Annotated in this window: 20 protein-coding genes; 19 read left to right on the top strand and 1 reads right to left on the bottom strand. The window is 68.0% G+C overall.

All coding sequences use genetic code 11. The features are described 5' to 3' along the window. Nucleotides 1-41: 41 nt before the first annotated feature. From xylA to AC0IZJ_RS00070, 16 genes are all read left to right on the top strand, one after another. Entirely contained in the window at nt 42-1,358 is a 1,317-nt protein-coding gene (gene xylA, locus AC0IZJ_RS00145; RefSeq protein WP_471845413.1) for a xylose isomerase, read from the top strand. Nucleotides 1,359-1,414: 56 nt separating this feature from the next. Further along, complete coding sequence (locus AC0IZJ_RS00140; RefSeq protein WP_471845411.1) at nt 1,415-2,860, top strand: GH1 family beta-glucosidase; 1,446 nt, start codon at nt 1,415-1,417, stop codon at nt 2,858-2,860. Further along, nucleotides 2,857-4,296: an MFS transporter gene (locus AC0IZJ_RS00135; RefSeq protein ID WP_471845409.1), complete on the top strand. Its 1,440-nt coding sequence runs from the start codon at nt 2,857-2,859 to the stop codon at nt 4,294-4,296. Before AC0IZJ_RS00140 ends, AC0IZJ_RS00135 begins: the two co-directional genes overlap by 4 nt. An 88-nt stretch (nt 4,297-4,384) precedes the next feature. Beyond that, entirely contained in the window at nt 4,385-5,446 is a 1,062-nt protein-coding gene (chvE, locus tag AC0IZJ_RS00130) for a multiple monosaccharide ABC transporter substrate-binding protein (protein WP_471845407.1), read from the top strand. Nucleotides 5,447-5,452: 6 nt separating this feature from the next. After that, entirely contained in the window at nt 5,453-7,000 is a 1,548-nt protein-coding gene (gene mmsA, locus AC0IZJ_RS00125; RefSeq protein WP_471845405.1) for a multiple monosaccharide ABC transporter ATP-binding protein, read from the top strand. Between the two features lie 11 nt (nt 7,001-7,011). Next, nucleotides 7,012-8,181: a multiple monosaccharide ABC transporter permease gene (gene mmsB, locus AC0IZJ_RS00120; RefSeq protein WP_471845403.1), complete on the top strand. Its 1,170-nt coding sequence runs from the start codon at nt 7,012-7,014 to the stop codon at nt 8,179-8,181. 23 nt (nt 8,182-8,204) lie between these two features. Then, nucleotides 8,205-8,972, top strand: a complete 768-nt coding sequence (locus AC0IZJ_RS00115) for a substrate-binding periplasmic protein (RefSeq protein ID WP_471845401.1) — start codon at nt 8,205-8,207, stop codon at nt 8,970-8,972. Between the two features lie 164 nt (nt 8,973-9,136). Further along, nucleotides 9,137-10,693 carry a sugar ABC transporter ATP-binding protein gene (locus AC0IZJ_RS00110; protein WP_471845399.1) on the top strand — a complete coding sequence of 519 codons (1,557 nt, stop codon included), beginning with the start codon at nt 9,137-9,139 and terminating at the stop codon, nt 10,691-10,693. Next, nucleotides 10,690-11,673 carry an ABC transporter permease gene (locus AC0IZJ_RS00105; protein ID WP_471845397.1) on the top strand — a complete coding sequence of 328 codons (984 nt, stop codon included), beginning with the start codon at nt 10,690-10,692 and terminating at the stop codon, nt 11,671-11,673. Before AC0IZJ_RS00110 ends, AC0IZJ_RS00105 begins: the two co-directional genes overlap by 4 nt. 30 nt (nt 11,674-11,703) lie before the next feature. Continuing rightward, nucleotides 11,704-12,645, top strand: a complete 942-nt coding sequence (locus AC0IZJ_RS00100; RefSeq protein ID WP_471845395.1) for a substrate-binding domain-containing protein — start codon at nt 11,704-11,706, stop codon at nt 12,643-12,645. 31 nt (nt 12,646-12,676) lie between these two features. Continuing rightward, complete coding sequence (locus AC0IZJ_RS00095) at nt 12,677-13,693, top strand: aldo/keto reductase (protein ID WP_471845393.1); 1,017 nt, start codon at nt 12,677-12,679, stop codon at nt 13,691-13,693. Then, nucleotides 13,693-14,541: an amidohydrolase family protein gene (locus AC0IZJ_RS00090; protein WP_471845391.1), complete on the top strand. Its 849-nt coding sequence runs from the start codon at nt 13,693-13,695 to the stop codon at nt 14,539-14,541. The genes AC0IZJ_RS00095 and AC0IZJ_RS00090 overlap by 1 nt, the downstream gene beginning before the upstream one ends. Nucleotides 14,542-14,545: 4 nt before the next feature. Further along, entirely contained in the window at nt 14,546-15,556 is a 1,011-nt protein-coding gene (locus tag AC0IZJ_RS00085; RefSeq protein WP_471845389.1) for a zinc-binding alcohol dehydrogenase family protein, read from the top strand. Between the two features lie 8 nt (nt 15,557-15,564). Further along, nucleotides 15,565-16,695 carry a mannitol dehydrogenase family protein gene (locus AC0IZJ_RS00080; RefSeq protein ID WP_471847111.1) on the top strand — a complete coding sequence of 377 codons (1,131 nt, stop codon included), beginning with the start codon at nt 15,565-15,567 and terminating at the stop codon, nt 16,693-16,695. Nucleotides 16,696-16,709: 14 nt separating this feature from the next. After that, nucleotides 16,710-17,039 carry an L-rhamnose mutarotase gene (locus AC0IZJ_RS00075; RefSeq protein WP_471845387.1) on the top strand — a complete coding sequence of 110 codons (330 nt, stop codon included), beginning with the start codon at nt 16,710-16,712 and terminating at the stop codon, nt 17,037-17,039. Next, nucleotides 17,029-18,555, top strand: coding sequence for a UxaA family hydrolase (locus AC0IZJ_RS00070; protein ID WP_471845385.1), 1,527 nt, complete (start codon nt 17,029-17,031; stop codon nt 18,553-18,555). The genes AC0IZJ_RS00075 and AC0IZJ_RS00070 overlap by 11 nt, the downstream gene beginning before the upstream one ends. Nucleotides 18,556-18,588: 33 nt before the next feature. Here AC0IZJ_RS00070 and AC0IZJ_RS00065 read toward each other — a convergent pair whose 3' ends face one another. Beyond that, nucleotides 18,589-19,302, bottom strand: a complete 714-nt coding sequence (locus AC0IZJ_RS00065) for a FadR/GntR family transcriptional regulator (RefSeq protein WP_471845383.1) — start codon at nt 19,300-19,302, stop codon at nt 18,589-18,591. Between the two features lie 452 nt (nt 19,303-19,754). On the opposite strand from AC0IZJ_RS00065, the gene AC0IZJ_RS00060 reads away from it, so the two are divergent. Genes AC0IZJ_RS00060 through AC0IZJ_RS00050 form a run of 3 tightly spaced genes read left to right on the top strand, consistent with a single transcriptional unit; the run spans nt 19,755 to nt 25,485 of the window. Next, nucleotides 19,755-21,419 carry a GH35 family beta-galactosidase gene (locus tag AC0IZJ_RS00060; RefSeq protein WP_471845381.1) on the top strand — a complete coding sequence of 555 codons (1,665 nt, stop codon included), beginning with the start codon at nt 19,755-19,757 and terminating at the stop codon, nt 21,417-21,419. Continuing rightward, nucleotides 21,416-23,965, top strand: a complete 2,550-nt coding sequence (locus AC0IZJ_RS00055; protein WP_471845379.1) for a glycoside hydrolase family 95 protein — start codon at nt 21,416-21,418, stop codon at nt 23,963-23,965. Before AC0IZJ_RS00060 ends, AC0IZJ_RS00055 begins: the two co-directional genes overlap by 4 nt. Further along, a complete protein-coding gene (locus AC0IZJ_RS00050; RefSeq protein WP_471845377.1) occupies nt 23,962-25,485 on the top strand; it encodes a family 43 glycosylhydrolase in 1,524 nt (507 codons plus the stop codon). Before AC0IZJ_RS00055 ends, AC0IZJ_RS00050 begins: the two co-directional genes overlap by 4 nt. Nucleotides 25,486-25,492 lie beyond the last annotated feature (7 nt).

Raw genomic sequence — 25,492 nt, 5'->3', positions numbered from 1 at the left:
CGCCGCCTGCGTGGCATCCAACTCTTTTACAGACCTCGCACATGACCCGCTATTTCAACGACATCGCCCCGATCCGCTTCGAGGGTGCCGACAGCCCCAACGACCTGGCCTTCAAGCACTACGACAGGGACCGCGTCGTCCTGGGCAAGCGCATGGAAGACCACCTGCGCTTCGCCGTCTGCTACTGGCACAACTTCGTCTGGACCGGCATGGACCCGTTCGGCGGCGCCACCTTCGAGCGCCCCTGGTTCCAGGGCGGCTCACCGATGGAACTGGCGAAACTGAAGGCCGATGCCGCCTTCGAGTTCTTTGCCAAGCTGGGCGCGCCCTACTACTGCTTCCATGACCGCGACGTCGCCCCCGAAGGCGCCACGCCGCGTGAGAGCCAGGAGAACTTCAAGCGCATGGTCGAGGTGCTCGGCGAAAAGCAGCAGGCCACCGGGCTGAAGCTGCTGTGGGGCACGGCCAACCTGTTCAGCCACCGCCGCTTCATGTCGGGCGCGGCCAGCAACCCGGACCCCGCCTTGTTCGCCATGGCGGCGTTGCAGGTGCGCGATGCACTGGATGCCACGCTGGAACTCGGTGGCGAAAACTACGTGCTGTGGGGCGGCCGCGAAGGCTACGAGACGCTGCTGAACACGCGCCTGGGCCAGGAGCTGGATCAACTCGGCCGCTTCCTGAACATGGTCGTCGAGCACAAGCACAAGATCGGCTTCAAGGGCGCCATCCTCATCGAGCCCAAGCCGCGCGAGCCGTCCAAGCACCAGTACGACTTCGACACCGCCACCGTCTACGGCTTCCTCGTGCGCTACGGCCTGGAGAAGGAAGTGAAGGTCAACATCGAGGCCAACCACGCCACGCTGTCGGGCCACAGCTTCGAGCATGAGATCGCCACGGCCGGTGCACTCGGCATCCTGGGCAGCCTGGACATGAACCGCGGCGACCCGCAGCTGGGCTGGGACACCGACCAGTTCCCCAACAACGTGCCCGAGACGGCGCTGGCGCTGTACCACGTGCTGCAGGCCGGCGGCCTGGGTTCGGGCGGCCTGAACTTCGATTCAAAAGTCCGCCGCCAGTCCATCGACGCCGAAGACCTCTTCCACGGCCACATCGGCGGCATGGACGTCTGCGCGCAGGCCCTGCTGATCGCAGAAAAGATGATCGTCGACGGCCGACTCAAAAGCGCCGTCGACAGCCGCTATGCGGGCTGGGACGCGCCCGCCGGCCAGGCCATCCTCAACGGTCGCCGCACCCTCGACCAGCTGGCCGACGAGGTGCTGGCCACAAACACCGACGTCGCTCCTGTCTCTGGCCGACAGGAAGTCCTGGAGAACCTCGTCAACCGCTTCTGCGCTTGATCCCACCTCCCCTGGCCGGCGCACTGACGGCGCCGGCCACCGAACACAGGACTGCCATGACTGACTCAAGCACTGGCCTGGCCGACTTCATCAGAGGCATCGCCGCCACCAGCGAACACGACAGTGGCGATCGCTTCAGCGAAACCGACACCTTGACCTACTCCAGCCCCTTCCCCGCCGACTTCATCTTCGGCGTTGCCGCCGCCGCGCCGCAGATCGAGGGCGCCGCCTTCACCGACGGCAAGGGCGAATCCATCTGGGACCGCTTCTGCCGCACGCCGGGCAAGGTGCATGACGACGACACCCTCGACGTCGCCTGCGACCACTACAACCGCTTCGACGACGACTTCGCGCTGATGGCCTCGCTCGGCCTGAAGTACTACCGCCTGTCGCTCGCCTGGCCGCGCATCTACCCCAACGGCGACGGCGAACCCAACCAGGCCGGGCTGGACTTCTATCACCGCCTGTTTGCCAGCATGAAGAAGCACGGCATCGAGCCCTGGGTGACGATGTTCCATTGGGATCTGCCGCAGGCGCTGGAGGACCGCGGTGGCTGGACCTCGCGCGTGACCGTCGATGCCTTCGCGACCTACGCCGACACCATCGTCAAGGCCTTCGGCGGCGAGGTGAAGCACTGGATCACGATGAACGAGATCCGCTGCTTCACGGAGCTGGCCTACGGCTGGGGCACCAAGGCGCCGGGCCGCAAGGAGAGTGCTGCGGTCGTCAACCAGACATTTCACCATGCGCTGCTCTGCCACGGCCATGGCGTTCGCGCGGTGCGCGAGTTCGGCGGCGCGGGCGCCGTCGTGGGCCTGACCGACAACCTCGATGTCTGCATCCCCGTCACCGAGACCCCGGCCGACATCGCCGCCGCCAAGGCCTGGTTCCTGGAGAAGAACGCCCATGTGCTGGGTGCCATGCATGCCGGCCGCTATCCCGCCGATTACCTCGAACGCGTCGGCCCGGATGCGCCCGATGTGCGGGCCGGTGACTTCGACCTCATCAGCCTGCCAACCGACCACCTCGGCCTGAACATCTACACCGGCACGTATGTGCGCGCCGGCCGGAACGGTGCTGCGTTCGAGGCCCTGGCCCACCCCGTGAACTACCCGCGCGCCGACAGCCCCTGGCTGCGCCTGGTGCCGCAATCCATCTACTGGGCCACGCGCCTTGCCGCCGAGTGCTACGGCCACGAAGCGCTCTACATCACCGAGAACGGCTGTGGCTACAACGATGAGCCGGTGGTGAACGGCGAGGTGCTGGACCTGCACCGCCGCGACTTCCTGCGCAACCATCTGCGCGAAGCCCACCGCGCCATCGGCGACGGCGTGCCGCTCAAGGGCTACTTCCTGTGGAGCTTCATCGACAACTACGAATGGGAAGACGGCTACCAGCGCCGCTTCGGCATCGTGCATTGCGACTTCAAGACGCAGGTGCGCACGCCCAAGTTGTCGGCCCGCTATTACTCAGACGTCATCAAGACACGCAGGATCCTGTGAACGCAAGCACTCTTCACCTCGACCGCGTCGTGCCGCCCGCGGCCGACCGCCTGCCGATGCGCCAGAAGGTCGGCTTCGGCCTGGGCGCCTTTCTCGACATGTGGGGCCACTGGCTCTACCCGTCGCTGGCCTTCCAGGTCTTCAACATCTTCCTGGGCGTCGCACCCGGCCTGATCTCCACGGTGCAGATGGTGAAGATCTTCATCGACGCCGGCTCGGATGCGGTGTTCGGCTGGATCTCGGACAACACGCGCACCCGCTTCGGGCGGCGCCGGCCGTTCATCCTGGTGGGCGGCGTGCTGGCCGGCATCGGCCTGCCGCTGATGTTTGCCGTAGGTCGTGACTGGACGCAGACGCAGTACTTCATCTTCATGCTGGTGAGCATGGTGATTTACGTGCCGATCATGAGCTGCTTCAACATGCCCTGGGTCAGCCTGGGCTCGGAGATGACGCCGGACTATCACGAGCGCACCACCGTGATGGCCATCCGCAACGCGATCCAGAAGCTGCCGGAGCTGGCGATGTTCTTCGCCGCGCAGTTCACGACGCTGGCGATCTTCAACGATGCGAGCGGCAAGCCGGACATCCTGCGCGGCGCGCAGACCTATTGCGCCATCCTGGGCGCCATCATGGTGGCGGTGTCGATTGCCATCTTCCTGCTGGTGCGCGAGCGCTATTACGAGAAGCTGGTGTCGCGTACGCAGACGCACATTCCGTTTGCCGACACGCTGTGGCGCACGCTGCGCTGCAAGCCTTTCCGCCATGTGCTGTTGATGGCGCTGGCCTACGGCATCGGCACGGCGATGGTGGGCGCGCTGGGCTATTACGCGACGATCTACTACGTCTGCCAGGGCGATGTCGTGCAGGGGGCGAAGTGGAACACCGCCATGGGTCTGGCCGGCATGGCCTTCGGCTTTGCGGGCATTCCGTTCTTCACGTGGATTGCGCGCAGCTGGGGCAAGCGGGCGGGCCTGGCCGCCGTGCTGGTGCTGGCGATCTGCGCCTTCATCGGCGACTGGTGGCTGTACGACCCGGCGCGGCCGTATCTGCAACTGTTCGCCTGCGGCTTCGTGGCCTTCACCGGCGCGGGCTTCTGGACGCTGTACGGCGCCACCATCGGCGACGTGGTGGACTACGACGAGTCCCAGACCGGCCAGCGCCGCGAGGGTTCGTTCTCGGCGTGCCAGTCGTGGATCACCAAGGTCGGCATAGCCCTCGGAGTGGGCGCGTCGGGGTGGATCCTGCAATTCACCGGCTTCGACGCCAAGCAGGCCATCCAGACGCCGGAGGCCATCTTCTGGATCCGCATCCTGCTGTCGGGCATCCCGGTCATCGGCCTGGTGCTGGCGCTGATCGCCATCCTGCGCTTCCCGCTGACCGAGGCACGGATGCTGGCGATCCGTGGGCAGCTTGAATCGACGCGGGGGACGGTATGACGATGGCACACGCGATCCCCTTCCATCACGTCGCCCGGCGCCCCTTTCGCTGAGCGGTCCGCGCCCCCCAACACAACACGGAGACATCATGCGCCGCATCACCTTTCTCGCACTGGGCGTCCTGCTGACGCTCGCACCCTGCGCGCCGTCGCTGGCTCAGGGCAAGGGCACCATCGGCATTGCAATGCCGACCAAGAGTTCCCAGCGCTGGATCGCCGACGGCGACAACATGGTCAAGAGCTTCAAGGCGCTGGGCTACCAGGTCGACCTGCAGTACGCCGATGACGAGATCCCCAACCAGCTCGCCCAGCTTGAGAACATGGTCACCAAGGGCGCCAAGGCGCTGGTGATCGCGTCCATCGACGGCACCACGCTGTCCGGCGTGTTGCGAAAGGCCGCCGAGAAGGGCATCAAGGTCGTCGCCTACGACCGGCTCATCCGCGGCTCGAAGAACGTCGACTACTACGCCACCTTCGACAACTTCCAGGTCGGCGTGCTGCAGGCCGAGTCCATCGTCAACCGGCTCGGCCTGAAGCAAGGCAAGGGGCCCTTCAACCTGGAAGTGTTCGCCGGCTCGCCCGACGACAACAACGCGGCCTTCTTCTACGACGGCGCGATGAGCGTGCTCAAGCCCTATCTGGACAGCGGCAAGCTCGTCGTGCGCAGCAAGCAGCTGGGCGCCATGAAGGTAGGCATCCTGCGCTGGGACAGCGCCACCGCGCAGTCGCGCATGGACAACCTGATGTCGGCCTACTACGGCAAGGAGAAGCTGCATGCCGTGCTGTCGCCGGCGGACATGCTCTCCATCGGCATCATCTCGTCGCTGAAGGGCGTGGGCTACGGCAGCGCCAGCCAGCCGATGCCCGTCATCACGGGTCAGGACGCCGACCTGCCGTCGGTCAAGGCCATCCTGCGCGGCGACCAGGCCTCCACCGTCTTCAAGGACACCCGCCAGTTGGCCAAGGTCACGGCCGACCTCGTCGACGCCGTGCTCAGCGGCCGCACGCCGCAGGTGAACGACACCAAGACCTACAACAACGGCGTCAAGGTGGTGCCGTCCTATCTGCTCAAGCCCGTGGCGGTCGACGCGACGAACTGGAAGCCGGTGCTCGTCGACAGCGGCTACTACAAGGAAGGGCAGCTCCGCTGAGACGTGATGAGCGAGATGCAAGCCCCCGGCCCTGCCCCGCTGCTGGAGATGCGCGGCATCGGCAAGAAGTTCCATGGCGTGGTGGCCCTGCGCCACGTCGACCTCGTCGTCCAGCCTGGGGAGATCCACGCGGTCGTGGGCGAGAACGGCGCCGGCAAGTCCACGTTGATGAAGATCCTCTCGGGGGTCTATCCGCACCCCGAGTACGAAGGCGAGATCCGGTTCGCCGGCGAGCCTCAGCGCTTCTCGGGCATACGGCAGAGCGAGGCGCTCGGCATCGTCATCATTCACCAGGAGCTGGCGCTGATTCCGCAGCTGTCCATCGCCGAGAACCTCTTCCTCGGGCACGAGCGAGCCCGGCGAGGCGTGATCGACTGGGCGCGCACGCACGAGCAGGCCGTCGAGCTGCTGCGCCAGGTGGGGCTTCAGGAGTCGCCGAACACGCTGGTGAAGGACATCGGCGTCGGCAAGCAGCAGCTCGTGGAGATCGCCAAGGCGCTCGCCAAGGACGTGAAGCTGCTGATCCTCGACGAGCCCACGGCCAGCCTCAACGAGGACGACAGCGCCGCCCTGCTCGAGCTGCTGAAGCGGCTGCGTGGCAGCGGGGTGAGTTGCGTGCTGATCTCGCACAAGCTCAACGAGATTGCCGAAGTGGCCGACGCCGTCACGGTGCTGCGCGATGGCTCGACCACCGCCACCATGGACTGCCGGGAGGCACCGCCGGCCGAGGCCGCCATCGTCCGCGCCATGGTCGGGCGGGACATGGAGGACCGCTATCCCAGGCGGCAGCCCCATCCCGGTGACGTGCTGTTCGAGTTGCGCGACTGGTGGGTCGAGCATCCGCTTCACGTCGGCCGCGAGGCCATCAAGGGCATCAACCTGAACGTGCGTCGTGGCGAGATCGTCGGCATCGCCGGCCTGATGGGCGCCGGGCGGACCGAGCTGGCAATGAGCGTGTTCGGTCGCTCCTGGGGGCGGCGCATCCGCGGCTCCGCCTGGATGGGCGGTCAGCAGGTCGATGTCTCCACCGTCCGCCGGGCCATCAAGGCCGGCCTGGCCTATGTCACCGAGGACCGCAAGTCCCTGGGGCTGGTGCTGCAGGAGAGCATCGCCCGCAACACCAGCCTGTGCCGGCTCGAGGGCGTCTCGCGCTTCGGCGTCATCGACGAAGCGCAGGAGGACGCCGTGGCGAATGATTTCCGGCAACGTCTCGCGACCCGCTGCGCCGGCGTCCAGCAGCCCGTTGGCGACCTGTCGGGCGGCAACCAGCAGAAGGTCGTGCTGGCCAAGTGGCTGTTCACCGACCCGCAGCTGCTGATCCTGGACGAGCCGACCCGCGGCATCGATGTCGGCGCCAAGTTCGAGATCTACAGCCTGATCGCCAGCCTGGCTGCCCAGGGCCGCGCCATCCTGATGATTTCCTCCGAGCTGCCCGAGTTGCTGGGCCTGTGCGACCGCCTCTACCTGATGAACGAGGGCGCCCTTGTGGCTGAGATGCCGGCCGCCGGCGCCACCCAGGAAACCGTCATGCACGCCCTGCTGGGCACCCACTGAACCCCATCGCCATGCCCTCCTCTTCCCTGCGCAATTTCCTGGCATCACATCTGCGCGACTACGGCATGCTGCTGTCGCTGGTCTGCATCATGGGGTTCTTCCAGGTGCTCACCGACGGCACGCTGCTGCAGCCGCTGAACCTGACCAACCTGTTCCTGCAGAACAGCTACATCGTCGTCATGGCGCTGGGCATGCTGCTGGTCATCGTCGCGGGCCATATCGACCTGTCGGTGGGTTCCATCTGCGGCTTCATCGGCGCGCTGGCGGCCATCCTGATGGTGGAGATGGGCTGGCCGGTGTTGCCCTCCGTCGCCGTCTGCCTGGTCGCCGGCGCCCTCATCGGCGGCCTGCAGGGCTGGTTCGTCGCCTACCTCAAGATCCCGTCGTTCATCGTCACGCTGGCCGGCATGCTGGTGTTCAAGGGCCTTGCGCTGGCACTGCTCGGCGGCCAGTCTGTCGGGCCCTTCCCGGACACCTTTCAGCTTCTCAGCAGCGGCTTCCTGCCCGACTGGCCGGCAGGCGAGGAACGCCACCTCAGCTCGCTCGTCATCGGCTTCGGTCTGGTGGCCTGGCTGGGCTGGCGAGAGCTGGCCGCGCGCGGCCGTTCTGCGGCGCTGGGCCTGACGGTCGAGCCGGCGGCGCTCTTCGGCCTGCGGCTGCTGGCCCAGTCGGGCGCCCTGGCCGCGCTGGTGTGGCTGCTGGCCTCCTACAAGGGCCTGCCCAATGTGCTGCTGCTGATGGGCCTGCTGATCGGCGCCTATGTCTTCCTGACCCAGCGCACGACGCTCGGCCGGCGTGTCTACGCGCTGGGCGGCAACGAACGCGCCGCGCGGCTGTCCGGTGTGCCGACGGAGAAGCTGACGCTGCTGTGCTTCGCCAACATGGGCGTCATGGCGGCACTCGCCGGCCTGGTCTTCGCAGCCCGCCTGAACACCGCCACGCCCAAGGCCGGCCTGGGCTTCGAGCTGGACGTCATTGCCGCCTGCTTCATCGGCGGCGCCTCGGCGTCGGGCGGTGTCGGCAAGGTGATCGGTGCGGTGATTGGCGCCTTCATCATGGGCGTGATGAACAACGGCATGTCCATCCTCGGCGTGGGCATCGAATGGCAGCAGGTCATCAAGGGCGTGGTGCTGCTGGCCGCCGTGGTCTTCGACGTCTACAACCGCCGCAAGGGCGGCTGACAAACAGCCAGTCCGGTGATGGCATGAAGCAGCAAGCCGCTTTCACCATCAAACCGCCGAACTGGCATTGGCACCGGTGGCTGCTGGCGCTGGCCTTGCTCGCCGGCCAGCAAGGCGCAGGTGCCGCCGAGCCGCAGCCGCTGCTGATCGTGGCACCGACCAGCCAATCCATGCCCATGCTGAGGATGGCGAAGGACAAGCCCGTTGACGGCGTGCTCAAGGAACTCGGTGAGCTGCTGGCTCAGCGCCTGGGCCTGAGGCCCGTGTTCGTGGCGCTGCCCAGCAAGCGAGCCGGCCCGGCCGTGGCGTCGGGAGCGGCCGACCTGCTCTGCTACGTCAAGCCCGAATGGCTGGAGGGCACGATGCTCTGGACCCGCCTTTTCCTGTCAGGCACGGGCGTCATCGCGGGGGCTTCGAATACCCCTGAAGTGGCTCAGCTTCAGGCACTGGCCGACGAGCCGCTGGGCACGGTGCTGGGCTATCACTATCCCGCCCTCGAGTCGGCTTTCAGGCAGCAGGTGCGGCGGGCAGACGTTCCCGATGCCGAGACCAATCTGCGCCGGCTCACCTACGGCCGCGTGCGCTATGCGGTCACCGACCGCGCTGCGCTGGCCTACTACCTCAAGGCCAACCCCGACGCCGGGCTGCGCGAGATCCTTGAAGTCGAACGCTACCAACTTGGATGCGCGCTGACACCTGGCAAGCGGGAACTGTTGCAGCCGCTGAACAAGGCGATCGAGCGGATGGTGGCGGATGGCTCGCTGGAAGCGCTGCTGAAGCGATACCGCTGAGCGCGATCAACTCGGCCTGAAACGCAATTTCGGTAAGACCAATGACCACAAGAGGCGGACGTGAGCCAGGCTAACGGCCGCCCCGGGTAAGCACCGGTCTGACCAATGAGCGATTGTGGCAAAGTGGCATGACCGCGACCTTTGCTTTTCAAACCTCAGACCAGATGTCCGCCACCTCGGTCCCCCGACCCACCTTGTTGAGCATGCAGGGTGTCTGCAAGCGCTTTGACAACGTCACCGCGCTGGCGGGCGTTGCGCTGGACGTGCGGCGCGGCGAGGTCCATGCGATCTGTGGCGAGAACGGTGCCGGGAAATCCACGCTGATGAAGATTCTCAGCGGCGTCTACACACCCGACGAAGGTGAAATCCGCATCGATGGCGAGCCGGTGCGCATCCAGGGCCTGCAACAGGCTCAGGCTCTTGGCATCGTCATGATTCACCAGGAGCTCAACCTGGTGCCGCATCTGACGGTGGCCGAGAACATCTGGCTCGGCCGCGAGCCGCGGCGCGGCTGGTTCGTCGATCAGGCCAGGCAGCGCGAAGCCGCTCGTGCCTGCCTGCAGCGCCTGGGGGTGGCCATCGACCCGGACGCCGAGGTTTCGAGCTTGTCGATCGCCCAGCAGCAGATGGTCGAGATCGCCAAGGCCCTGTCGATGCAGGCGCGCCTGCTCATCATGGACGAGCCCACCTCCTCGCTCGGCGAGGCCGACGCCACGCGGCTGCTCAACGTGGTGAAGGACCTCAAGCGCGAAGGCGTGGGCATCGTCTACATCTCGCACCGGCTCGACGAGTTGGATGCCATCGTCGACCGCGTCACCGTGCTGCGCGACGGCCACTACATCACGACTCGCCTGTGGGCCGAAACCTCCATCGACGAGATCGTCAGCCTGATGGTGGGCCGCGAGTTGAACCAGCAGTTCCCGCCGGCGACGCGGCAGCCTTCCTCTGAGGTGCTGCTGCGCGTGCGCGGCCTGCGGCGCGAAGGCGTCTTCGGGCCGCTGGACTTCGAACTGCGGCGTGGCGAGATTCTGGGCTTCGCCGGCCTGGTGGGCGCCGGCCGCACCGAGGTCGCACGCGCGCTGTTCGGCGCCGATGCGGTCGACGGTGGCGAGATCGAACTGGCCGGCGAGCGGCTGAGCATCCGCTCACCGCGCGACGCCATCGCCGCCGGCATTGCCTATGTTTCGGAAGACCGCAAGGCCCATGGGCTGGCGGTGAAGATGAGCGTGGCCCACAACATCACTCTGGCCAACCTCGGCGCGCTGGCCAGCGCCCTGGGCTTCATCGACGCGGCCGGTGAACGCAGCACTGCGGAACGCTTCATCGCCGAGTTGGGCATCCGCACGCCCTCGCCCGACCAGATCGCCCGGCTGCTGTCCGGCGGCAACCAGCAGAAGGTGGTCATCGCCAAATGGCTGTTCCGCCAGGCCCGCGTCATCCTGTTCGACGAACCGACGCGCGGCATCGACGTGGGCGCCAAGTACGCCATCTATGCACTGATGGACCGCCTTGCGGCCCAGGGCGTCGGCGTCGTGCTGATCAGCTCCGAGCTGCCCGAAGTCCTGGGCATGAGCGACCGCGTCGCCGTGTTCCGCCAGGGCCAGCTCGCCCGCATGCTGGAGACCCGCCACTGCAGCCAGCACGACGTCATTCACCATGCCTCGGTCGGCTCTTCCGAACCGTCCAAGCGCAGCGCAGCCCTGCTTGAACCCACGACATGAACGACCGCCAGAAAGACCTGATCCAGAAATTCGCTGCGCTGGCGGGCCTGCTCATCCTGATGCTCGTGTTCTCGTTGACGAGTGACGCTTTCTTCTCGGTCGGCAATGCGATGACGGTGTCACTGCAGGTGACGACCATCGTCTACCTGGGCATCGGCGCCACCTTGGTCATCCTGACCGGCGGCATCGACCTGTCGGTGGGCTCGGTGCTGGCCCTGTCGGGCGTGGTGGCGGGCATGCTGGTCAAGAGCGGCATGCCGGTCGCGCCGGCCATGGTCATCGGCATCGTCGTCGGCGCACTGTGCGGTGCCATCAACGGCCTGTGCGTCACCAGGCTGCGGCTGCCGCCCTTCATCGCCACGCTGGGCATGATGCTGGTGGCGCGCGGCGTCGCGCTGCAGCTCACCGACGCACGCGCCATCTCGGGCCTGGGCGAGGCCTTCGGCGCTCTGGGCAACGGCGCGCTCTGGCGCATCGAGAAGCTCGACGAACAGGGATTCCCCGACGTCGTCTTTCCCGGCATCCCATATCCGGTGCTGCTGATGATCGTGCTGGCCATCGCCGCGGGCATCCTGCTGCGGCGCACGACGCTCGGCCGGCATCTGCACGCGGTGGGCTCCAACGGCGAGGCGGCGCGGCTGTCGGGCGTCAACGTTGCAGGCGTCACGATGTTTGCCTACGTCGCCTCCGGCGCGCTGGCGGGCCTGTGCGGCTGCGTGCTGATGTCGCGCCTGGTGACCGCCCAGCCAAACGAGGGCGTCATGTACGAGCTCGACGCCATCGCCGCGGCCGTCATCGGCGGCACGTCGCTGCTGGGTGGCGTGGGGACCATCTCCGGCACGCTGATCGGCGCCTTCGTCATCGGCATCCTGCGCAACGGGCTGAACATGAACGGCGTCTCGTCCTTCACGCAGCAAATCATCATCGGCCTGGTCATCCTCGTCACCGTCTGGATCGACCAACTCCGCAACCGGCGCTGAAGACCGGCCTCACCCATCAAGAGACATCCCATGCCCAATTCTTTGATCCGCGCGCTCCTGAGCGCCTGCCTCGCATTGGTCGGCGTCGCCGCGCAGGCCGGCGAGATCGCCGTCATCGTCAAGACCACCAACTCGACCTACTGGCAGAACGTCAACAAGGGCGCCGAGGCCGCCATCAAGGACGCCACCAGCCACACGCTGACCTTCTCCGGCCCCGCGAGCGAATCAGCCATCGCCGACCAGGTCAACCTCGTGGAGAACGCCATCAACCGCCGGGTCGCCGGCATCGTGCTGGCGCCGTCGGACCCCGACGCCCTCGTGCCGGCGATTAAGAAGGCCTGGCAGGCGCGCATCCCTGTCGTGCTGATCGACTCTCACGTGTCCGAGGCCGGCAAGGCTTATTACCAGTCCTTCCTGACGACGGACAACCGAGCGGCCGGCGAACTCTGCGCGAAGCAGTTGATCGACAGGATCGGCACCACCGGCAAGGTCGCCGTCATGTCCTTCGTGGCCGGGGCGGGCTCCGAGGTCGGCCGCGTCGGCGCCTTCACGAGCTACCTGAAGGCCAACTCCAAGCTCGAGATCGTCGGGCCGTTCTATTCGCAGTCGCAGATGGCCACGGCGATGAACCAGACCACTGACGTGCTGGCCGCCCATCGCGACCTGAAGGCCATCTTTGGCGCCAACGAGCCCACCGCCGTCGGCATGGGTCGCGCACTCGTGCAAAGCGGCCGTGCGGGCCAGGTGGTCGCCATCGGCTTCGACGGCAACCAGGACCTGCAGAAGTTCGTCCAGGACGGCACGCTCACCGGCATCGCCGTGCAGAGCTCGTTCCAGATGGGGCAGCTGGGCGTCAAGACCGTGGTGGACGTGCTGCAGAAGAAGCCCGTGGCCAAGTTCCGCGACACCGGCGTCGTCTGGGTCAACAAGGCCAACCTGCAGTCGCCCGAGGCCAAGGCAGTCCTGTACTGACGTGAGCCTGCCCGCAACCTCCCTTCAGCGAATGCCAGTCCTGCCAAGTCGCCCTCTCACCGGTGCCGGGCCGCAGCTGACCACGCTGGGCCTGGGCGCCTCTGCCCTGGCCGGCCTGTACGAGGCTGTTGCCGACGACGCGGCGACCGCCACCTTGCAGGCCGCTTGGCGCGCCGGCATCCGCTATTTCGACACCGCGCCCTTCTACGGCTACACGCGCAGCGAACGCCGCCTCGGCCAGTTCCTGTCGGGCAGGCCACGGGACAGCTTCGTGCTGTCCACCAAGGTGGGGCGGCTCATGCACGCCGACCCGGCGGTGAAGCCCGGCAGCGACGGCTGGGCCGACCCCCTGCCCTACCGGCCCGTGTACGACTACAGCTACGGCGGCGTGCTGCGCTCTTTTGAAGACAGCCTGCAGCGCCTGGGGCTGGCGCGTATCGACATGCTGCTGGTTCACGACATCGGGCGCCTGACACACGGCGACCGGCATGCCGAGCACTGGCAGGCACTGACTGCGGGCGGCGGCTTTCGCGCGCTGGAGGAACTGCGCAGCCAGGGCGTCGTGAGGGCCGTCGGCCTGGGCGTGAATGAATGGGAAGTGGCTGAGGACGCTGTCGCCGCCGCGCCGCTGGACTGCGTGCTGCTGGCCGGCCGCTACACCTTGCTGGAGCAGGGCGCCCTGGCCTTCCTGAACCATTGCGCGGCGACTGGCGTGAGCGTCGTCATCGGTGGCCCGTTCAACTCGGGGCTGCTGGCCGGCCAGGCCAAGTACGACTACGGCAATGTGCCACCGAACGTGATGCGCCGGGCCAACGCGCTGGACGCCACCTGCGCCGAGTTCGGCGTGCCGCTACAGGCGGCAGCGCTGCAGTTTCCGCTCGCGCATCCGGCCGTCACCAGCGTGCTCGCAGGCATGCGCTCGCCCGCGCAGGTCGCGGCCAACACGGCCTGGCTCGACTGCCCGATTCCACGCGAGTTCTGGCACCGCCTGCGCGGCCGCGGCCTGATCGCCAGTGACGCGCCCTTACCGGACGACCAGGAGGACTGATGAAGATCGACGCGCACCAGCACTTCTGGCGCCTGGCTGACCGAGAAGGCCAGTGGCCCCCTGCGTCGCTGCAGGCCATCCACCGCGACTTCGGGCCCGATGACCTCGCGCCCGACCTGCAGGCCGCCGGCATCGACGCCACCGTCCTTGTGCAGTCGTTGCCAACCGCCGCCGACACCCACTGGATGCTGGCGCTGGCCGAGCGCACGCCGTGGGTGCGCGGTGTGGTCGGCTGGGTCGACTTCAAGGCCGCAGACGCCGCCGGGCAGATCGACGCCCTGGCCCGCCACCCGCTGCTCAAGGGCCTGCGCCCCATGCTCCAGGATCTGCCGGACGACGACTGGATAGACGACCCGGCCTGCATCCCGGCCGCCGAGGCCATGCAGCGCCATGGCCTGGTGTTCGACGCGCTGGTGCTGCCTCGCCATCTGCCCGCCCTGGCCCGCTTTGCCACACGCCACCCGGCCTTGCCCATCGTCATCGACCATGCTGCCAAGCCTCTCATCGCCCGTGGCGAGACACAGCCCTGGCAAGGCCACATGGCCGCGCTGGCCGCCCTGCCCCAGGTCCACTGCAAGCTCTCGGGCCTGCTGACCGAAGCCGGCGAGCGGCGCGACGCAGCAGCGTTGCACCCCTACACACAGGCGCTCTGGGCGCTGTTCGGCCCGCGCCGCCTGCTGTGGGGCAGCGACTGGCCCGTGCTGCGCCTGGCCGCTGACTACGCCGACTGGTGGCAGCTCGCCCACCAACTGGCCCACCAGTTTCAACCCATTCCCCAGCCTGACGACCTACGTGCGCTGTTCGGGGGCAATGCCGCTCGCATCTACCGCCTTGCTTTGACTGACTAGCCCCATGCTGACCGTTTCCTGCGAATCCCCCGGCATCCTCGTCGCCCACGAACGGCCGCGCCCGGAGCGCGGCCCCGGCGAAGTGTTGCTGCGCGTCAAGCGCGTCGGCGTGTGCGGTACCGACCTGCACATCTTCACCGGCCACCAGCCCTATCTGAACTACCCGCGCGTCATGGGGCATGAGCTGTCGGGCGTCGTCGAAGAAGCCGAGGCCGAGAGCGGCCTGTCCGCCGGCGACCCGGTCTACGTCATGCCCTATCTGTCCTGCGGCCACTGCATCGCCTGCCGCCAGGGCAAGACCAACTGCTGTGTGCGCATCCAGGTGCTCGGCGTGCACCGCGACGGCGCCTTTGCCGAGTACGTCAGCGTGCCGCAGCGCTTCGTCGGCAAGGCCGTTGACATCACGCTGGACCAGGCCGCCATGCTGGAATTCCTCGCCATCGGCGCGCATGCGGTGCGCCGCGGCGACGTCGCTGCCGGCCAGCGCGTGCTCGTGGTGGGTGCCGGCCCGATCGGCATTGGCGCCATGATCTTTGCCAAGCTGCGCGGTGCGGTTGTCACGGCCCTCGATGGCCGCCAGGACCGGCTCGATTTCGCGCTGAAGCATGTCGGCGTGGCCGCGGCCGTGCCGCTCGGCGAGGGCGACGAGGCGCAGCTGTCGGCGCTTACCGATGGCGAGTTCTACGACGCCGTGTTCGATGCCACCGGCAACCCCGGCGCGATGGAACGCGGCTTTCGCTTCATCGCCCACGGCGGCCGCTACGTGCTGGTGTCCATCGTGCAGGGCGACATCCGCTTCTCCGACCCGGAGTTCCACAAGCGCGAGGCCACGTTGCTAAGCAGCCGCAACGCGACGACGGAAGACTTCGAGACCGTCATGCGGGCGATCCGCCAGGGCCAGGTGCCCGACGCCGCGCTGGCCACGCACCGGCTCACGCTCGCCGAAGTGCCGACATCCTTTGCGCGGCTGCTGGACCCGGCCGAGGGCGTCATCAAGGCCATCGTCGAGTGCTGACCTCGGCGATGAACTCGGGCCATCCCATCCTCCAATTCGGCACCAGCCGCTTCCTGCAGGCCCATGTCGATCTCTTCGTCTCGGAAGCTGCCGAGCGCGGCGAAGCCCTCGGCGGCATCACGGTGGTGCAGAGCACCCACAGCCCGGCCAGCACGATCCGCACGCAGGCCCTGGCTCGCGCCGAAGGCTTCGATGTCGTCGTGCGTGGGCTGTTGGCCGAGCAGCCCGTTGATGTGCGCAAGACCTGCAGGTCAGTGCGTGAGGCCTTCCAGGCCGCAGACGACTGGGCCGCCGTGCGGGCGCGCGTGCGCGGGCCGGTGCAGGTGATCGTCTCCAACACCGGGGACAGCGGCTGGGCGCTGGCGCCGCACGACAGCGCCGCGCTGCTGGCCGAGGAAGCGCCAGCGCCCGCGTCCTTTCCCGCCAAACTGCTCGTGCTGCTGCACGACCGCTGGCGCGCGCAACCGCTCGCCGAGTTGACGCTGCTGCCCTGTGAGCTGGTCTCCCGCAACGGCGACACGCTGCGCGACCTCGTCGTGGCCCTCGCCCGCGAGTGGCAATGCGCGCCGGCCTTCGTCGACTGGCTGCTGACACAGCCGGTCTGGGCCAATTCGCTGGTGGACCGCATCGTGTCCGAAGCCCTCGACCCGGTCGGTGCCGTGGCCGAGCCCTACGCGCTGTGGGCCATCGAGGCGCAGACCCGTCTGCAGCTGCCTTGCCGCCATGCCGACATCGTCGTCACCAATGACCTCGCCGGCTACGAGCGGCTGAAGCTCTTCCTGCTCAACCTCGGGCACACGCTGCTGGCCGAGCAGTGGCTGTCGGGCCGGCACGCCAGCGACATGACCGTGCTGCAAGCCATGCAGGAGCCGGTCCTCAGAGAGCCGCTCGAGCAGGCCTGGCAGCAGGAGGTGCTGCCGGTGTTCGACGCCCTCGGCCAGGGCGATGAGGCGCATGACTACCTGGTCAGCCTGCGCCCCCGGCTGCTCAACCCCTTCCTCGCCCACCGCCTGGCCGACATTGCCCAGAACCACGCGCTCAAGAAAGCGCGCCGCCTGCAGCCGGTGGTCGACCTCGCGCTGGCGCGTCTGCCCGCTCTGCCGCAACCACGCCTGCGCGCCGCGCTCGCCAACCCGTGAACAAGGAGCAAGCAATGCAACGCATGGGCATGGTCATCGGCATCGAGCCGGACCACATCGCCGAATACAAGCGCCTGCACGCCGCCGTCTGGCCGGCGGTGCTGGCTCGCCTGGCGCTGTCCAACATCCGCAACTACAGCATCTTCCTGCGCGAGCCGGAGAACCTGCTGTTCGGCTGCTGGGAGTACCACGGCAGCGACTACGACGCCGACATGGCGGCCATCGCCGCCGACGCCGAGACCCGCCACTGGTGGAGCTTCTGCGGCCCCTGCCAACGCCCTCTGGACAGCCGCGCCCCCGGCGAGCATTGGGCTTCAATGGAGTGCGTTTTCCATGTCGACTGAAAGCCCGGCGCCTCAGGCATTGATCCGGCTGCACGCCAATGACAACGTGGCGGTAGCCCGCCTGGCGCTGGCCCGCGACACCGTGGTTCCTCAGCCGGACGGCAGCTCGCTGCACGTCAGCACCCCCGTGGCTGCGGGTCACAAGGTCGCGCTGCGAGCGATTGCGCGCGGAGAGGTGGTGCTGAAGTACGGCCAGCCCATCGGCGTGGCCAGCACCGCCATCGCGGCCGGCGAGCACGTCCATGGGCACAACCTCGAGATGGACCATGCCCTGCCGCCCCAATCGACGGGCGGTCCATCGGCGGTGCAGCTCGCGCCCGGCGAACCGGCCCGCTTCGAAGGCTATGTGCGCGCCGATGGCCGCGTCGGCACGCGCAACTACATCGGTGTCGTGTCGACGGTGAACTGCTCGGCCAGCGTTTGCAAGGGCATCGCCCGCGCCTTCGAAGGCCCTGCGGCGCTGCCCGGCATTGACGGCGTCGTTGCCATCACGCACGGCAGCGGCTGCGGCATGAGCGACGGCGAAGGCCTGGCGCTGCTCAGACGCACGCTGCGCGGCTATGCCAGCCATCCGAACTTCGCCGCAGTCCTCGTCGTGGGCCTGGGCTGCGAGGTCAACCAGGTAGGTGCCCTGCTCGACGGCATGCCGGCCGCCGCCCGCGTGCGCAGCCTGACCATCCAGCAGGAGGGCGGCACGCGCGAGGCCATCGCGAGCGGCCAGGCTGTCGTGAGAGAGCTCGCCGCCGAGGCCGCGCTGGCCCGGCGCAGCCTCGTGCCGGCGTCGCACCTCGTGGTTGGCCTGCAATGCGGCGGCTCGGACGGGTACTCCGGCATCAGCGCCAACCCGGCGCTGGGGGCGGCGGTCGACCTGCTCGTGCGCCACGGCGGCACGGCCATCCTGTCGGAAACCCCGGAGATCTATGGCGCCGAGCATCTGCTCACCGCACGCGCCGCGCGGCCCGAGGTGGCCGAGCACCTGCTGGCCCGGCTGCAGTGGTGGGAAGGCTATGCCAGCCGCAACGGCGCCGAGCTGGACAACAACCCCTCGCCCGGCAACAAGGCCGGCGGTATCACGACCATCCTCGAGAAGTCGCTCGGCGCCGTTGCCAAGGGCGGCAGCAGCCCGCTGAAGGACGTGCTCGACTATGCGCAGCCGGTGCGCGCCCACGGCCTCGTGTTCATGGACACGCCGGGCTACGACCCCGTGTCTGCGACCGGCCAGGTCGCCGGCGGCGCCACGCTCATCTGCTTCACGACCGGCCGCGGCTCCACCTACGGCTGCAAGCCCACGCCCTCGCTGAAGCTGGCGACGAACACGCCGCTGTTCGAACGCATGCGCATGGACATGGACTTCAACGCGGGCGGCATCGTCGATGGCACGCAGAGCGTTGCCGAGGCCGGTGCGGCGCTATTTCAGCTGATGCTGGAGACGGCGTCGGGCCGGTCGACGCTGAGCGAAACGCATGACCTGGGCGACAACGAGTTCGTGCCGTGGCAGCTCGGCGCCGTCATGTGAATCAACTCGCCGCAGCGCGGCGGCTGTCGGCGATCAGCCCTTGACCGCAGCGGCGGCTGGTTCACCCACCCAGCGTCCATGCGATGCCAGCAGGTGGCTGCACATCGCAGCGGAAGCGGCCTGCGGATTGCGGGCCTCCAGCGCCCGGTAGATCGCCTCGTGTTCGGCCATGGCGGCCTGCCAGGTCTGTGTCGACTCGACCTGCCCGCTCATGCGCGTTGCGATGGGGCTGTGCCGTCCGTCGAAAAGCGTGCCGACGATGCCGACCAGGACGGAGTTGCCCGCCATCTCCGCAATGCTCAGATGAAAGCGCCGGTCCGACTCCACCGGTTTGCGGCCGTTGGCGTGGTCTTCGCGCATCGCCTCCAAGGCATCGCCAACCCGCTGCAGCGCCGCCTTGTTCACTCGCGCAGCAGCCAACGTGATGATTGAACTTTCGAGCACGACACGCGCCTGCATCAGCTCCGCCGGGCTTTCACCGAGCGACGACGTGGCGGGGTCGCTTCCGATCGGGGCGGCACAGACATAGACGCCGGACCCGCCGCGAATTTCCACGCGGCCATCGATTTCCAGCGCGATCAGAGCCTCCCGCAGGGACGGACGCGAAACACCGAGCTTCAGCGCCAGTTCCCGCTCAGCCGGCAGCCGTGAGCCCACAGCGATCCGCTCATCGTCGATGAGCGCACGAACGCGGTCAGCCACCAGCTGATATTGCCGGCGCGAATCCCCTGCGCGGTTGTTGGCCATTGAATGTTTGCTCCCAAATTGGACAGACCAAATGTTATCGCAATCAATCGCTTGCGGAGGTTGGCTACCGAGGTCCAACCCCACAAACGATATTCGGGAATACACCGGTAAGACCAATATCAGTCACTGTGGCAAAGTGGCATGACCAAATCGGTTTGACCAATCAATGACCGACAGCCGACGTCAAACGACAGCGCTGCCAAAGCGTCGAGCGCCCTCGAGCGCAAGGAGACAAAAGATGAAAGAGCCCCCCAACGCCGCCGTTTCGATGGCACCAGCGCACGCCGCACGGCCGCCTCGTCCAGCGGTCGGCGCTTGTTCGCGCTGATCAGCAGCAACTCCTGATCTCGCGCTGCGAGATCGGCACATCGTCGTCGTGGCGGACGGATGGCACCGCAGTGACGCGGATCGTGCCGACCGCCGCGCCCGGCCTCTCCCCGCACAACCGACTCATGCGCTCAAACGTTCTCCTCGGACCCCTTCTTCGGCCGGTGCTGACGGCCCTGTGCCTGCTTGCAAGCGCGGCCACGCTGGCTGCCGAGCCGCCCCGCCTCGTGGAGCGCAATGGCCGCCATGCCCTCTTCGTCGATGGCGCGCCGTTCACCATCCTGGGCGCCCAGGTCCACAACTCCAGCAACTACCGCGAGGCGCTGAAGAAGGTCTGGCCCGCCGTGGCCGACATCCATGCCAACACCGTCGAGGTGCCCGTGGCCTGGGAGCAGGTCGAGCCGGTGGAAGGCCGCTTCGACTTCTCCTTCGTCGACACACTGCTCAAGCAGGCGCGCGAGCACAAGGTGCGCGTCGTGCTGCTGTGGTTCGGCACGTGGAAGAACACGAGCCCGCAGTACACGCCCGCCTGGGTCAAGTTTGACAACCGGCGCTTCCCTCGCATGGTCGATCAGGACGGCAAGAGCAGCTATTGCCTGTCGCCCCTTGGCGAGGAGACGCTCAAGGCGGACCGGAAGGCCTTCACGGCGCTGATGGCCCACCTGAAGAAGATCGACGAGAAGGACCGCACCGTGCTGATGGTGCAGGTGGAAAACGAGGTCGGCACCTTCGGCCTGGTGCGGGACTTCGGCAAGGCGGCGCAGGCCGCCTTCGAGGCCGACGTGCCACCGGCCGTGCTCGCGCGCAAGAAGGCGCCGGTGCCGGGTGCGGCCAGCGGGTCCTGGCGTGCCGTGTATGGCGACTACGCCGACGAGTACTTCCACGCCTGGGCCAAGGCCCGCTATATCGGCGAGATCGCCAAGGCCGGCCGCGCCGTCTACGACCTGCCGATGTACGTCAACAACGCGCTGCGCGACCCGTTGGAGCAGCCGCCCAAGCCCTGGAACAAGAATTTCGCCAGTGGCGGCCCGACCTACGACGTCATCGACATCTACAAGGCCGCCGCGCCGCACATCGACGTCATCGGGCCCGACATCTACAACGCGGAGTCGGCCAAGCTCAACGCCAATCTGGACAAGTTCCAGCGCCCCGACAACGCGCTCTTCGTGCCCGAGATCGGCAATGCCGAGCTCTATGCGCGCTACCTCTATCAGGTGCTCGGCCGCGGCGCCATCGGCGTCTCGCCCTTCGGCATCGACTACTTCGACTACGCCAACTACCCCCTCGGCGCCAAGACCAATGACACGGCGACGCTGGAGCCCTTCGCGAAGATCTTTGCCGCCTTCCGCCCCATGCAGCGGCAATGGGCGCAATGGGCCTTCGAGGGCCGCACATACGGCGTGTCGGAGCCCGACGACCATGCCGACCAGCATGTGGCGATGAAGGGCTGGAAGGCCCACGTCACCTTCGGCCAATGGCAGTTCGGCGAACGCGAATGGCCGGGCAACCAGAAGGAGTCGCCGGCCCACGCCGCCAAGCTCGTCGGCGGCGTGTCCATCGCGCAGATCGGCGACGACGAGTTCCTGCTGGTGGGCCAGCAGGCACGCGTGCGCATCGACGACGCCGACGGCAGCGGGCGCGCGCTGATCGACTATGCCGAGGAAGGCCGCTTCGATGCCAACGGCAAATGGGTCATGGAGCGCCGCTGGAACGGCGATCAGGTCGACTGGGGCCTCAACTTCGTCGCCAACCCACGCGTCGTCAAGGTCAAGATGGGGCGCTACCAATGAGCGGCGATCGCAACGCCATCCGGGACGCGACGCTGGCAACGCGCGATGGCACCGCCCTGAATGCCATGGACATCAGGCCGACCTCCCGCCGCAGCTTCGTTGCCGCCTCCACCCTGGCGCCCGCCCTCACCTCTCTCCTGGCAGCCTTGCCGCAGTGGGTGCAGGCTGGCGCCGCCGGCCTGGGCGCCGATGCACTGAGCCTGTGGTACGACCAGCCCGCCGGCCCATGGATAGAGGCGCTGCCCATCGGCAACGGCCGCGTCGGCACGATGGTGTTCGGCCGCCCCGCGCAGGAGCGGCTGCAGTTCAACATCGACACGCTGTACGGCGGCGGCCCCTACGTTCCGGACAACCCGAAATTCCGCGAGGCCTTGCCGCAGGTGCGCAGCCTCATCGAGCAGGAGCGCTGGAAGGAGGCCAACGACCTCGTCTCCGAGGCGCTGATGGGCAAGCCGATCAAGCAGATGCCCTTCAGCGGCGCTGGCGACCTGCTGCTCGACTTTCCCGGCGTGAAGGCCGCGGCGCGCTATCGGCGCAGCCTGGACCTCGACGGCGCCATCGCAGTCACCACCTTCATCGACGGCGGCGGCCGCCATCGGCGCGAGACCTTCTGCAGCGTGCCCGACCAGGTGACGGTGATCCGGCTGGAAATCGAAGGCGACGGCAAGATCGATCTCGACCTCGGCTACCGCCATGCCGACTACCAGCCCTATGGCGGCTTTGGCGACACCAAGTACGACAACGACGGCGTCGTCTTCGTCGGCGCCCCCTGGGACCACCGTGAATCGCTCTTTGCCGAGAAGCGACCGGGGTCGCTGGCGGTCCGCGCCGACGGCAGCGACGCGTTGCTGGTCGAGGGCCGCAATGCCGGGGCTTTCGGCATTCCGGGCCAGCTGCGCTTTGCACTGCGCGTGCAGGCCGTGAGCGACGGCCGCATCGAGGCCGTTGGCGACCGGCTGCGCGTGCGCGGCGCGCGCCAGCTGACGCTGCTCGTCTCCGGCGAGACCAGCTATGTGAACTGGCAGGACACCAGCGGCGACCCGGTCGCCGCCGTTCGCCAGCGCACCACAGCTGCCGCGCGCAAGCCTTTCACCAGGTTGCGCGACGACCATCTCAAGGCCCACCGCGCGCTGTTCCGCCGGCTGCACATCGACCTCGGCGGCCACGAGGCGGATGCCCGTTCCACCGACGCCCGCATCAAGGGCGTGCCCCGGCAGCCCGACGCCGCGCTCGCCGCGATGTATGTGCAGTACGCGCGCTACCTGCTGCTGTCGTCGTCGCGGCCGGGCAGCCAGCCGGCCAATCTGCAAGGGGTGTGGAACGAGGTGCTGCACCCGCCGTGGGAAGGCAAGTACACGATCAACATCAACACGGAGATGAACTACTGGCCCGCCGGGCCGGCCAACCTGAACGAGTGTGTCGAGCCGCTGTTGAAGATGGTGGAGGACCTCGCCGTCACCGGCGCCCGCACCGCCCGCAACAGCTACGGCGCGCGCGGCTGGGTCGCGCACCACAACACCGATCTCTGGCGCGCCACAGCGCCCATCGATGGCCCGCTGTGGGGCATGTGGCCCACCGGCGGCGCCTGGCTGTGCACGACGCTGTGGCAGCACTACCAGTACCAGCCGAGCCCGGCCCTGCTGCGCCGGCTGCTGCCGCTGTTCAAGGGCGCTGCGCTGTTCTTCGTCGACACCCTGGTTGAAGACCCCAAGGGGCGCGGCCTCGTCACGTCGCCGTCGTCGTCACCGGAGAACAACCACCATGCCGACATCTCGCTGTGCGCCGGGCCGGCCATGGACCGCCAGATCCTGCGCGACCTTTTCGACGCGGCCCTTGCGGCACAGGCCGGGCTTGGCGAGAACGACCCGGCGTTCACCGCTGCCGTCCGCAAGGCGCGAGACCGCCTGCCGGCCGATCGCATCGGTACGCAGGGCCAGCTGCAGGAGTGGCTGGAGGACTGGGACGCGTCGGCCACCGACCAGCAGCACCGCCACGTCTCGCACCTGTACGCCGTCTACCCGAGCGGGCAGATCAACGTGCGCGACACGCCCGCGCTGGCCCAGGCCGCACGCGTGACGCTGAACGCCCGCGGCGACGAGAGCACGGGCTGGGCCACCGCCTGGCGGCTGGCGCTGTGGACCCGCCTGGGCGACGGCGAGCGGGCCTACAAGGTGTTGCAGGGGCTGTTGGGGCCGGCGCGCACCTATCCCAACATGTTCGACGCCCACCCGCCGTTCCAGATCGACGGCAACTTCGGCGGCGCCGCGGCCATCCTGGAAATGATCGTGCAGTCCTGGGGTGGCGAGGTGCACCTGCTGGCCGCCCTGCCCAAGGCCTGGCCCGATGGCCGCCTGCACGGCGTGCGCGCGCATGGCGGGCTGGAGGTGGATGTCGACTGGAAGACCGGTCGACTGACGCGGGTGCGCCTGCGTGGGCCCGCCAAGGCGAGCGTCGCGCTGCGCTACCTCGGCCAGCGCATCACGGTGAAGCTGGATGGCCGCGGCCATGCCCGCCTGGACGCCACCGACCTCACGCGGCGTGCATGACCATGCTGGACTTCGTCACTCCTTCGGTCGCGCTGCACGGTGGCACCGCCCCTGCGCAGCGCCGGCCCGATTTGGGTGACGGAACCTTCCTCAATCCCATCCTGCCCGGCGACCACCCCGACCTCTGCATCCTGAAGGACGGCGCCGACTATTACCTGGCCTGTTCATCGTTGCAGTTCACGCCTGGCCCGGTGATCTGGCATTCGCGGGACCTGGTGAACTGGTCGCCGATAGGCCCGGCGCTGACCCGCCCCATCGGCATGGTGGGCGCCGTGGACCTGGTCAGGCACCAGGGGCGCTACTTCCTTTACCTGGCCGTGTTGCGGGTCGGTCGTCCGGCCATCTGCGTCGTGCAGGCCGATCACATTGCCGGCCCCTGGAGCGACCCGGTCGATCTCGGGCTGGCAGACTGCTTCGGCGCCGGCCACGTCGTCGCCGAGGACGGCAGCCGCCACCTGTTCGTGAATGGCGTGCGCCGCATCCAGCTGACCGACGACGGCCTCGCGACGGTGGGCGCGCCTGTCCACGTTCACACATCACCGCACAGCGCGCATGACAGCGAGCCGTCGGCATTCACGGCGCCCAGCCCGCGGCTGATCCAGCGCGACGGCCACTTCTATCTGCTGCGTGCCTCGGCCGGCGCGAGCGCACAGGCAGGTGAGCATGTCCTCATGGTGGCCCGGTCGCCGTCCCTCTTTGGGCCCTGGGAGAACTGCCCCTTCAACCCGCTCGCCGGTCGCGACGCCACCTGGTCCACCGGCGGCAACGCCAGTCTGGTGGAAGGACTCAACGGCGACTGGTGGCTGGCCTGCCACGGCCACGAGCAAGGGCACCGCATCCTTGGCCGGCAACCCCTGCTGCAGCCCATCGAGTGGGGCCGCGACGGTTGGTTCCGCACCAGCGGTGGCGCTCTCGGCCGGCCCCAGCGCAAGCCCCGCTGGGGCCAGCCCTGCCCCGGCGTGCCGGCGTTGTCGGACGACTTCAGCAGCCAGCGCATCGGCCGCCAATGGAGCTTCTTCGACGCCGGCCCCGGCGAGTTGCGGCGCGCGCGCCATGGCGACCGAGGCCTCGTGCTCTCCGGCAAGGGCAGCAGCCTGGCCGACTGCTCGCCGCTGACCTGCGTGGTGGGCGACCACGCCTACGAGGCCGAACTCGAGTTCGAGATCGGCGGCGACGCGCAGGGCGGCCTGGCCCTCTTCCATGACGTGCGCGGCTTCGTCGGCATCGGCATCGACCGCCACTGCATGCACACCTACAGCTACGGCCAGGCGCATCGATGGATGCAACAGCCGGTGCAGGGCCGGCATCACCGGCTGAGGCTCACGCATCGCCGCCACCTGGTCAGCTTCCATCACGCCAGCAGCGACGGCTGCTGGATGCCCAACCCCTGGCTGCAGCAGGTCTCGGTCATGCACCAGAACACCTTCGACAGCCCGCACAGCCTGCGGCTGGCCTTGTTTGCCGCCGGTGCCGGTGATGTGCGCATGAAACGCTTCACCTACCGCAGCCTGGATGCCTGAGCCACGG

Source organism: Roseateles sp. AC306 (assembly GCF_979253795.1).
Note: the sequence above shows the minus strand (reverse complement) of the source record. Positions and strands in the feature narration are given on the sequence as shown.

What these genes read in the sequence shown, in the direction of transcription:
- xylA (WP_471845413.1), top strand. Translation starts at nt 42, where the DNA reads ATGACCCGCTATTTCAACGACATCGCCCCGATCCGCTTCGAGGGTGCC.
- AC0IZJ_RS00140 (WP_471845411.1), top strand. Translation starts at nt 1,415, where the DNA reads ATGACTGACTCAAGCACTGGCCTGGCCGACTTCATCAGAGGCATCGCC.
- chvE (WP_471845407.1), top strand. Translation starts at nt 4,385, where the DNA reads ATGCGCCGCATCACCTTTCTCGCACTGGGCGTCCTGCTGACGCTCGCA.
- mmsA (WP_471845405.1), top strand. Translation starts at nt 5,453, where the DNA reads ATGAGCGAGATGCAAGCCCCCGGCCCTGCCCCGCTGCTGGAGATGCGC.
- mmsB (WP_471845403.1), top strand. Translation starts at nt 7,012, where the DNA reads ATGCCCTCCTCTTCCCTGCGCAATTTCCTGGCATCACATCTGCGCGAC.
- AC0IZJ_RS00115 (WP_471845401.1), top strand. Translation starts at nt 8,205, where the DNA reads ATGAAGCAGCAAGCCGCTTTCACCATCAAACCGCCGAACTGGCATTGG.
- AC0IZJ_RS00110 (WP_471845399.1), top strand. Translation starts at nt 9,137, where the DNA reads ATGTCCGCCACCTCGGTCCCCCGACCCACCTTGTTGAGCATGCAGGGT.
- AC0IZJ_RS00105 (WP_471845397.1), top strand. Translation starts at nt 10,690, where the DNA reads ATGAACGACCGCCAGAAAGACCTGATCCAGAAATTCGCTGCGCTGGCG.
- AC0IZJ_RS00100 (WP_471845395.1), top strand. Translation starts at nt 11,704, where the DNA reads ATGCCCAATTCTTTGATCCGCGCGCTCCTGAGCGCCTGCCTCGCATTG.
- AC0IZJ_RS00095 (WP_471845393.1), top strand. Translation starts at nt 12,677, where the DNA reads ATGCCAGTCCTGCCAAGTCGCCCTCTCACCGGTGCCGGGCCGCAGCTG.
- AC0IZJ_RS00090 (WP_471845391.1), top strand. Translation starts at nt 13,693, where the DNA reads ATGAAGATCGACGCGCACCAGCACTTCTGGCGCCTGGCTGACCGAGAA.
- AC0IZJ_RS00085 (WP_471845389.1), top strand. Translation starts at nt 14,546, where the DNA reads ATGCTGACCGTTTCCTGCGAATCCCCCGGCATCCTCGTCGCCCACGAA.
- AC0IZJ_RS00080 (WP_471847111.1), top strand. Translation starts at nt 15,565, where the DNA reads ATGAACTCGGGCCATCCCATCCTCCAATTCGGCACCAGCCGCTTCCTG.
- AC0IZJ_RS00075 (WP_471845387.1), top strand. Translation starts at nt 16,710, where the DNA reads ATGCAACGCATGGGCATGGTCATCGGCATCGAGCCGGACCACATCGCC.
- AC0IZJ_RS00070 (WP_471845385.1), top strand. Translation starts at nt 17,029, where the DNA reads ATGTCGACTGAAAGCCCGGCGCCTCAGGCATTGATCCGGCTGCACGCC.
- AC0IZJ_RS00065 (WP_471845383.1), bottom strand. Translation starts at nt 19,302, where the DNA reads ATGGCCAACAACCGCGCAGGGGATTCGCGCCGGCAATATCAGCTGGTG.
- AC0IZJ_RS00060 (WP_471845381.1), top strand. Translation starts at nt 19,755, where the DNA reads ATGCGCTCAAACGTTCTCCTCGGACCCCTTCTTCGGCCGGTGCTGACG.
- AC0IZJ_RS00055 (WP_471845379.1), top strand. Translation starts at nt 21,416, where the DNA reads ATGAGCGGCGATCGCAACGCCATCCGGGACGCGACGCTGGCAACGCGC.
- AC0IZJ_RS00050 (WP_471845377.1), top strand. Translation starts at nt 23,962, where the DNA reads ATGACCATGCTGGACTTCGTCACTCCTTCGGTCGCGCTGCACGGTGGC.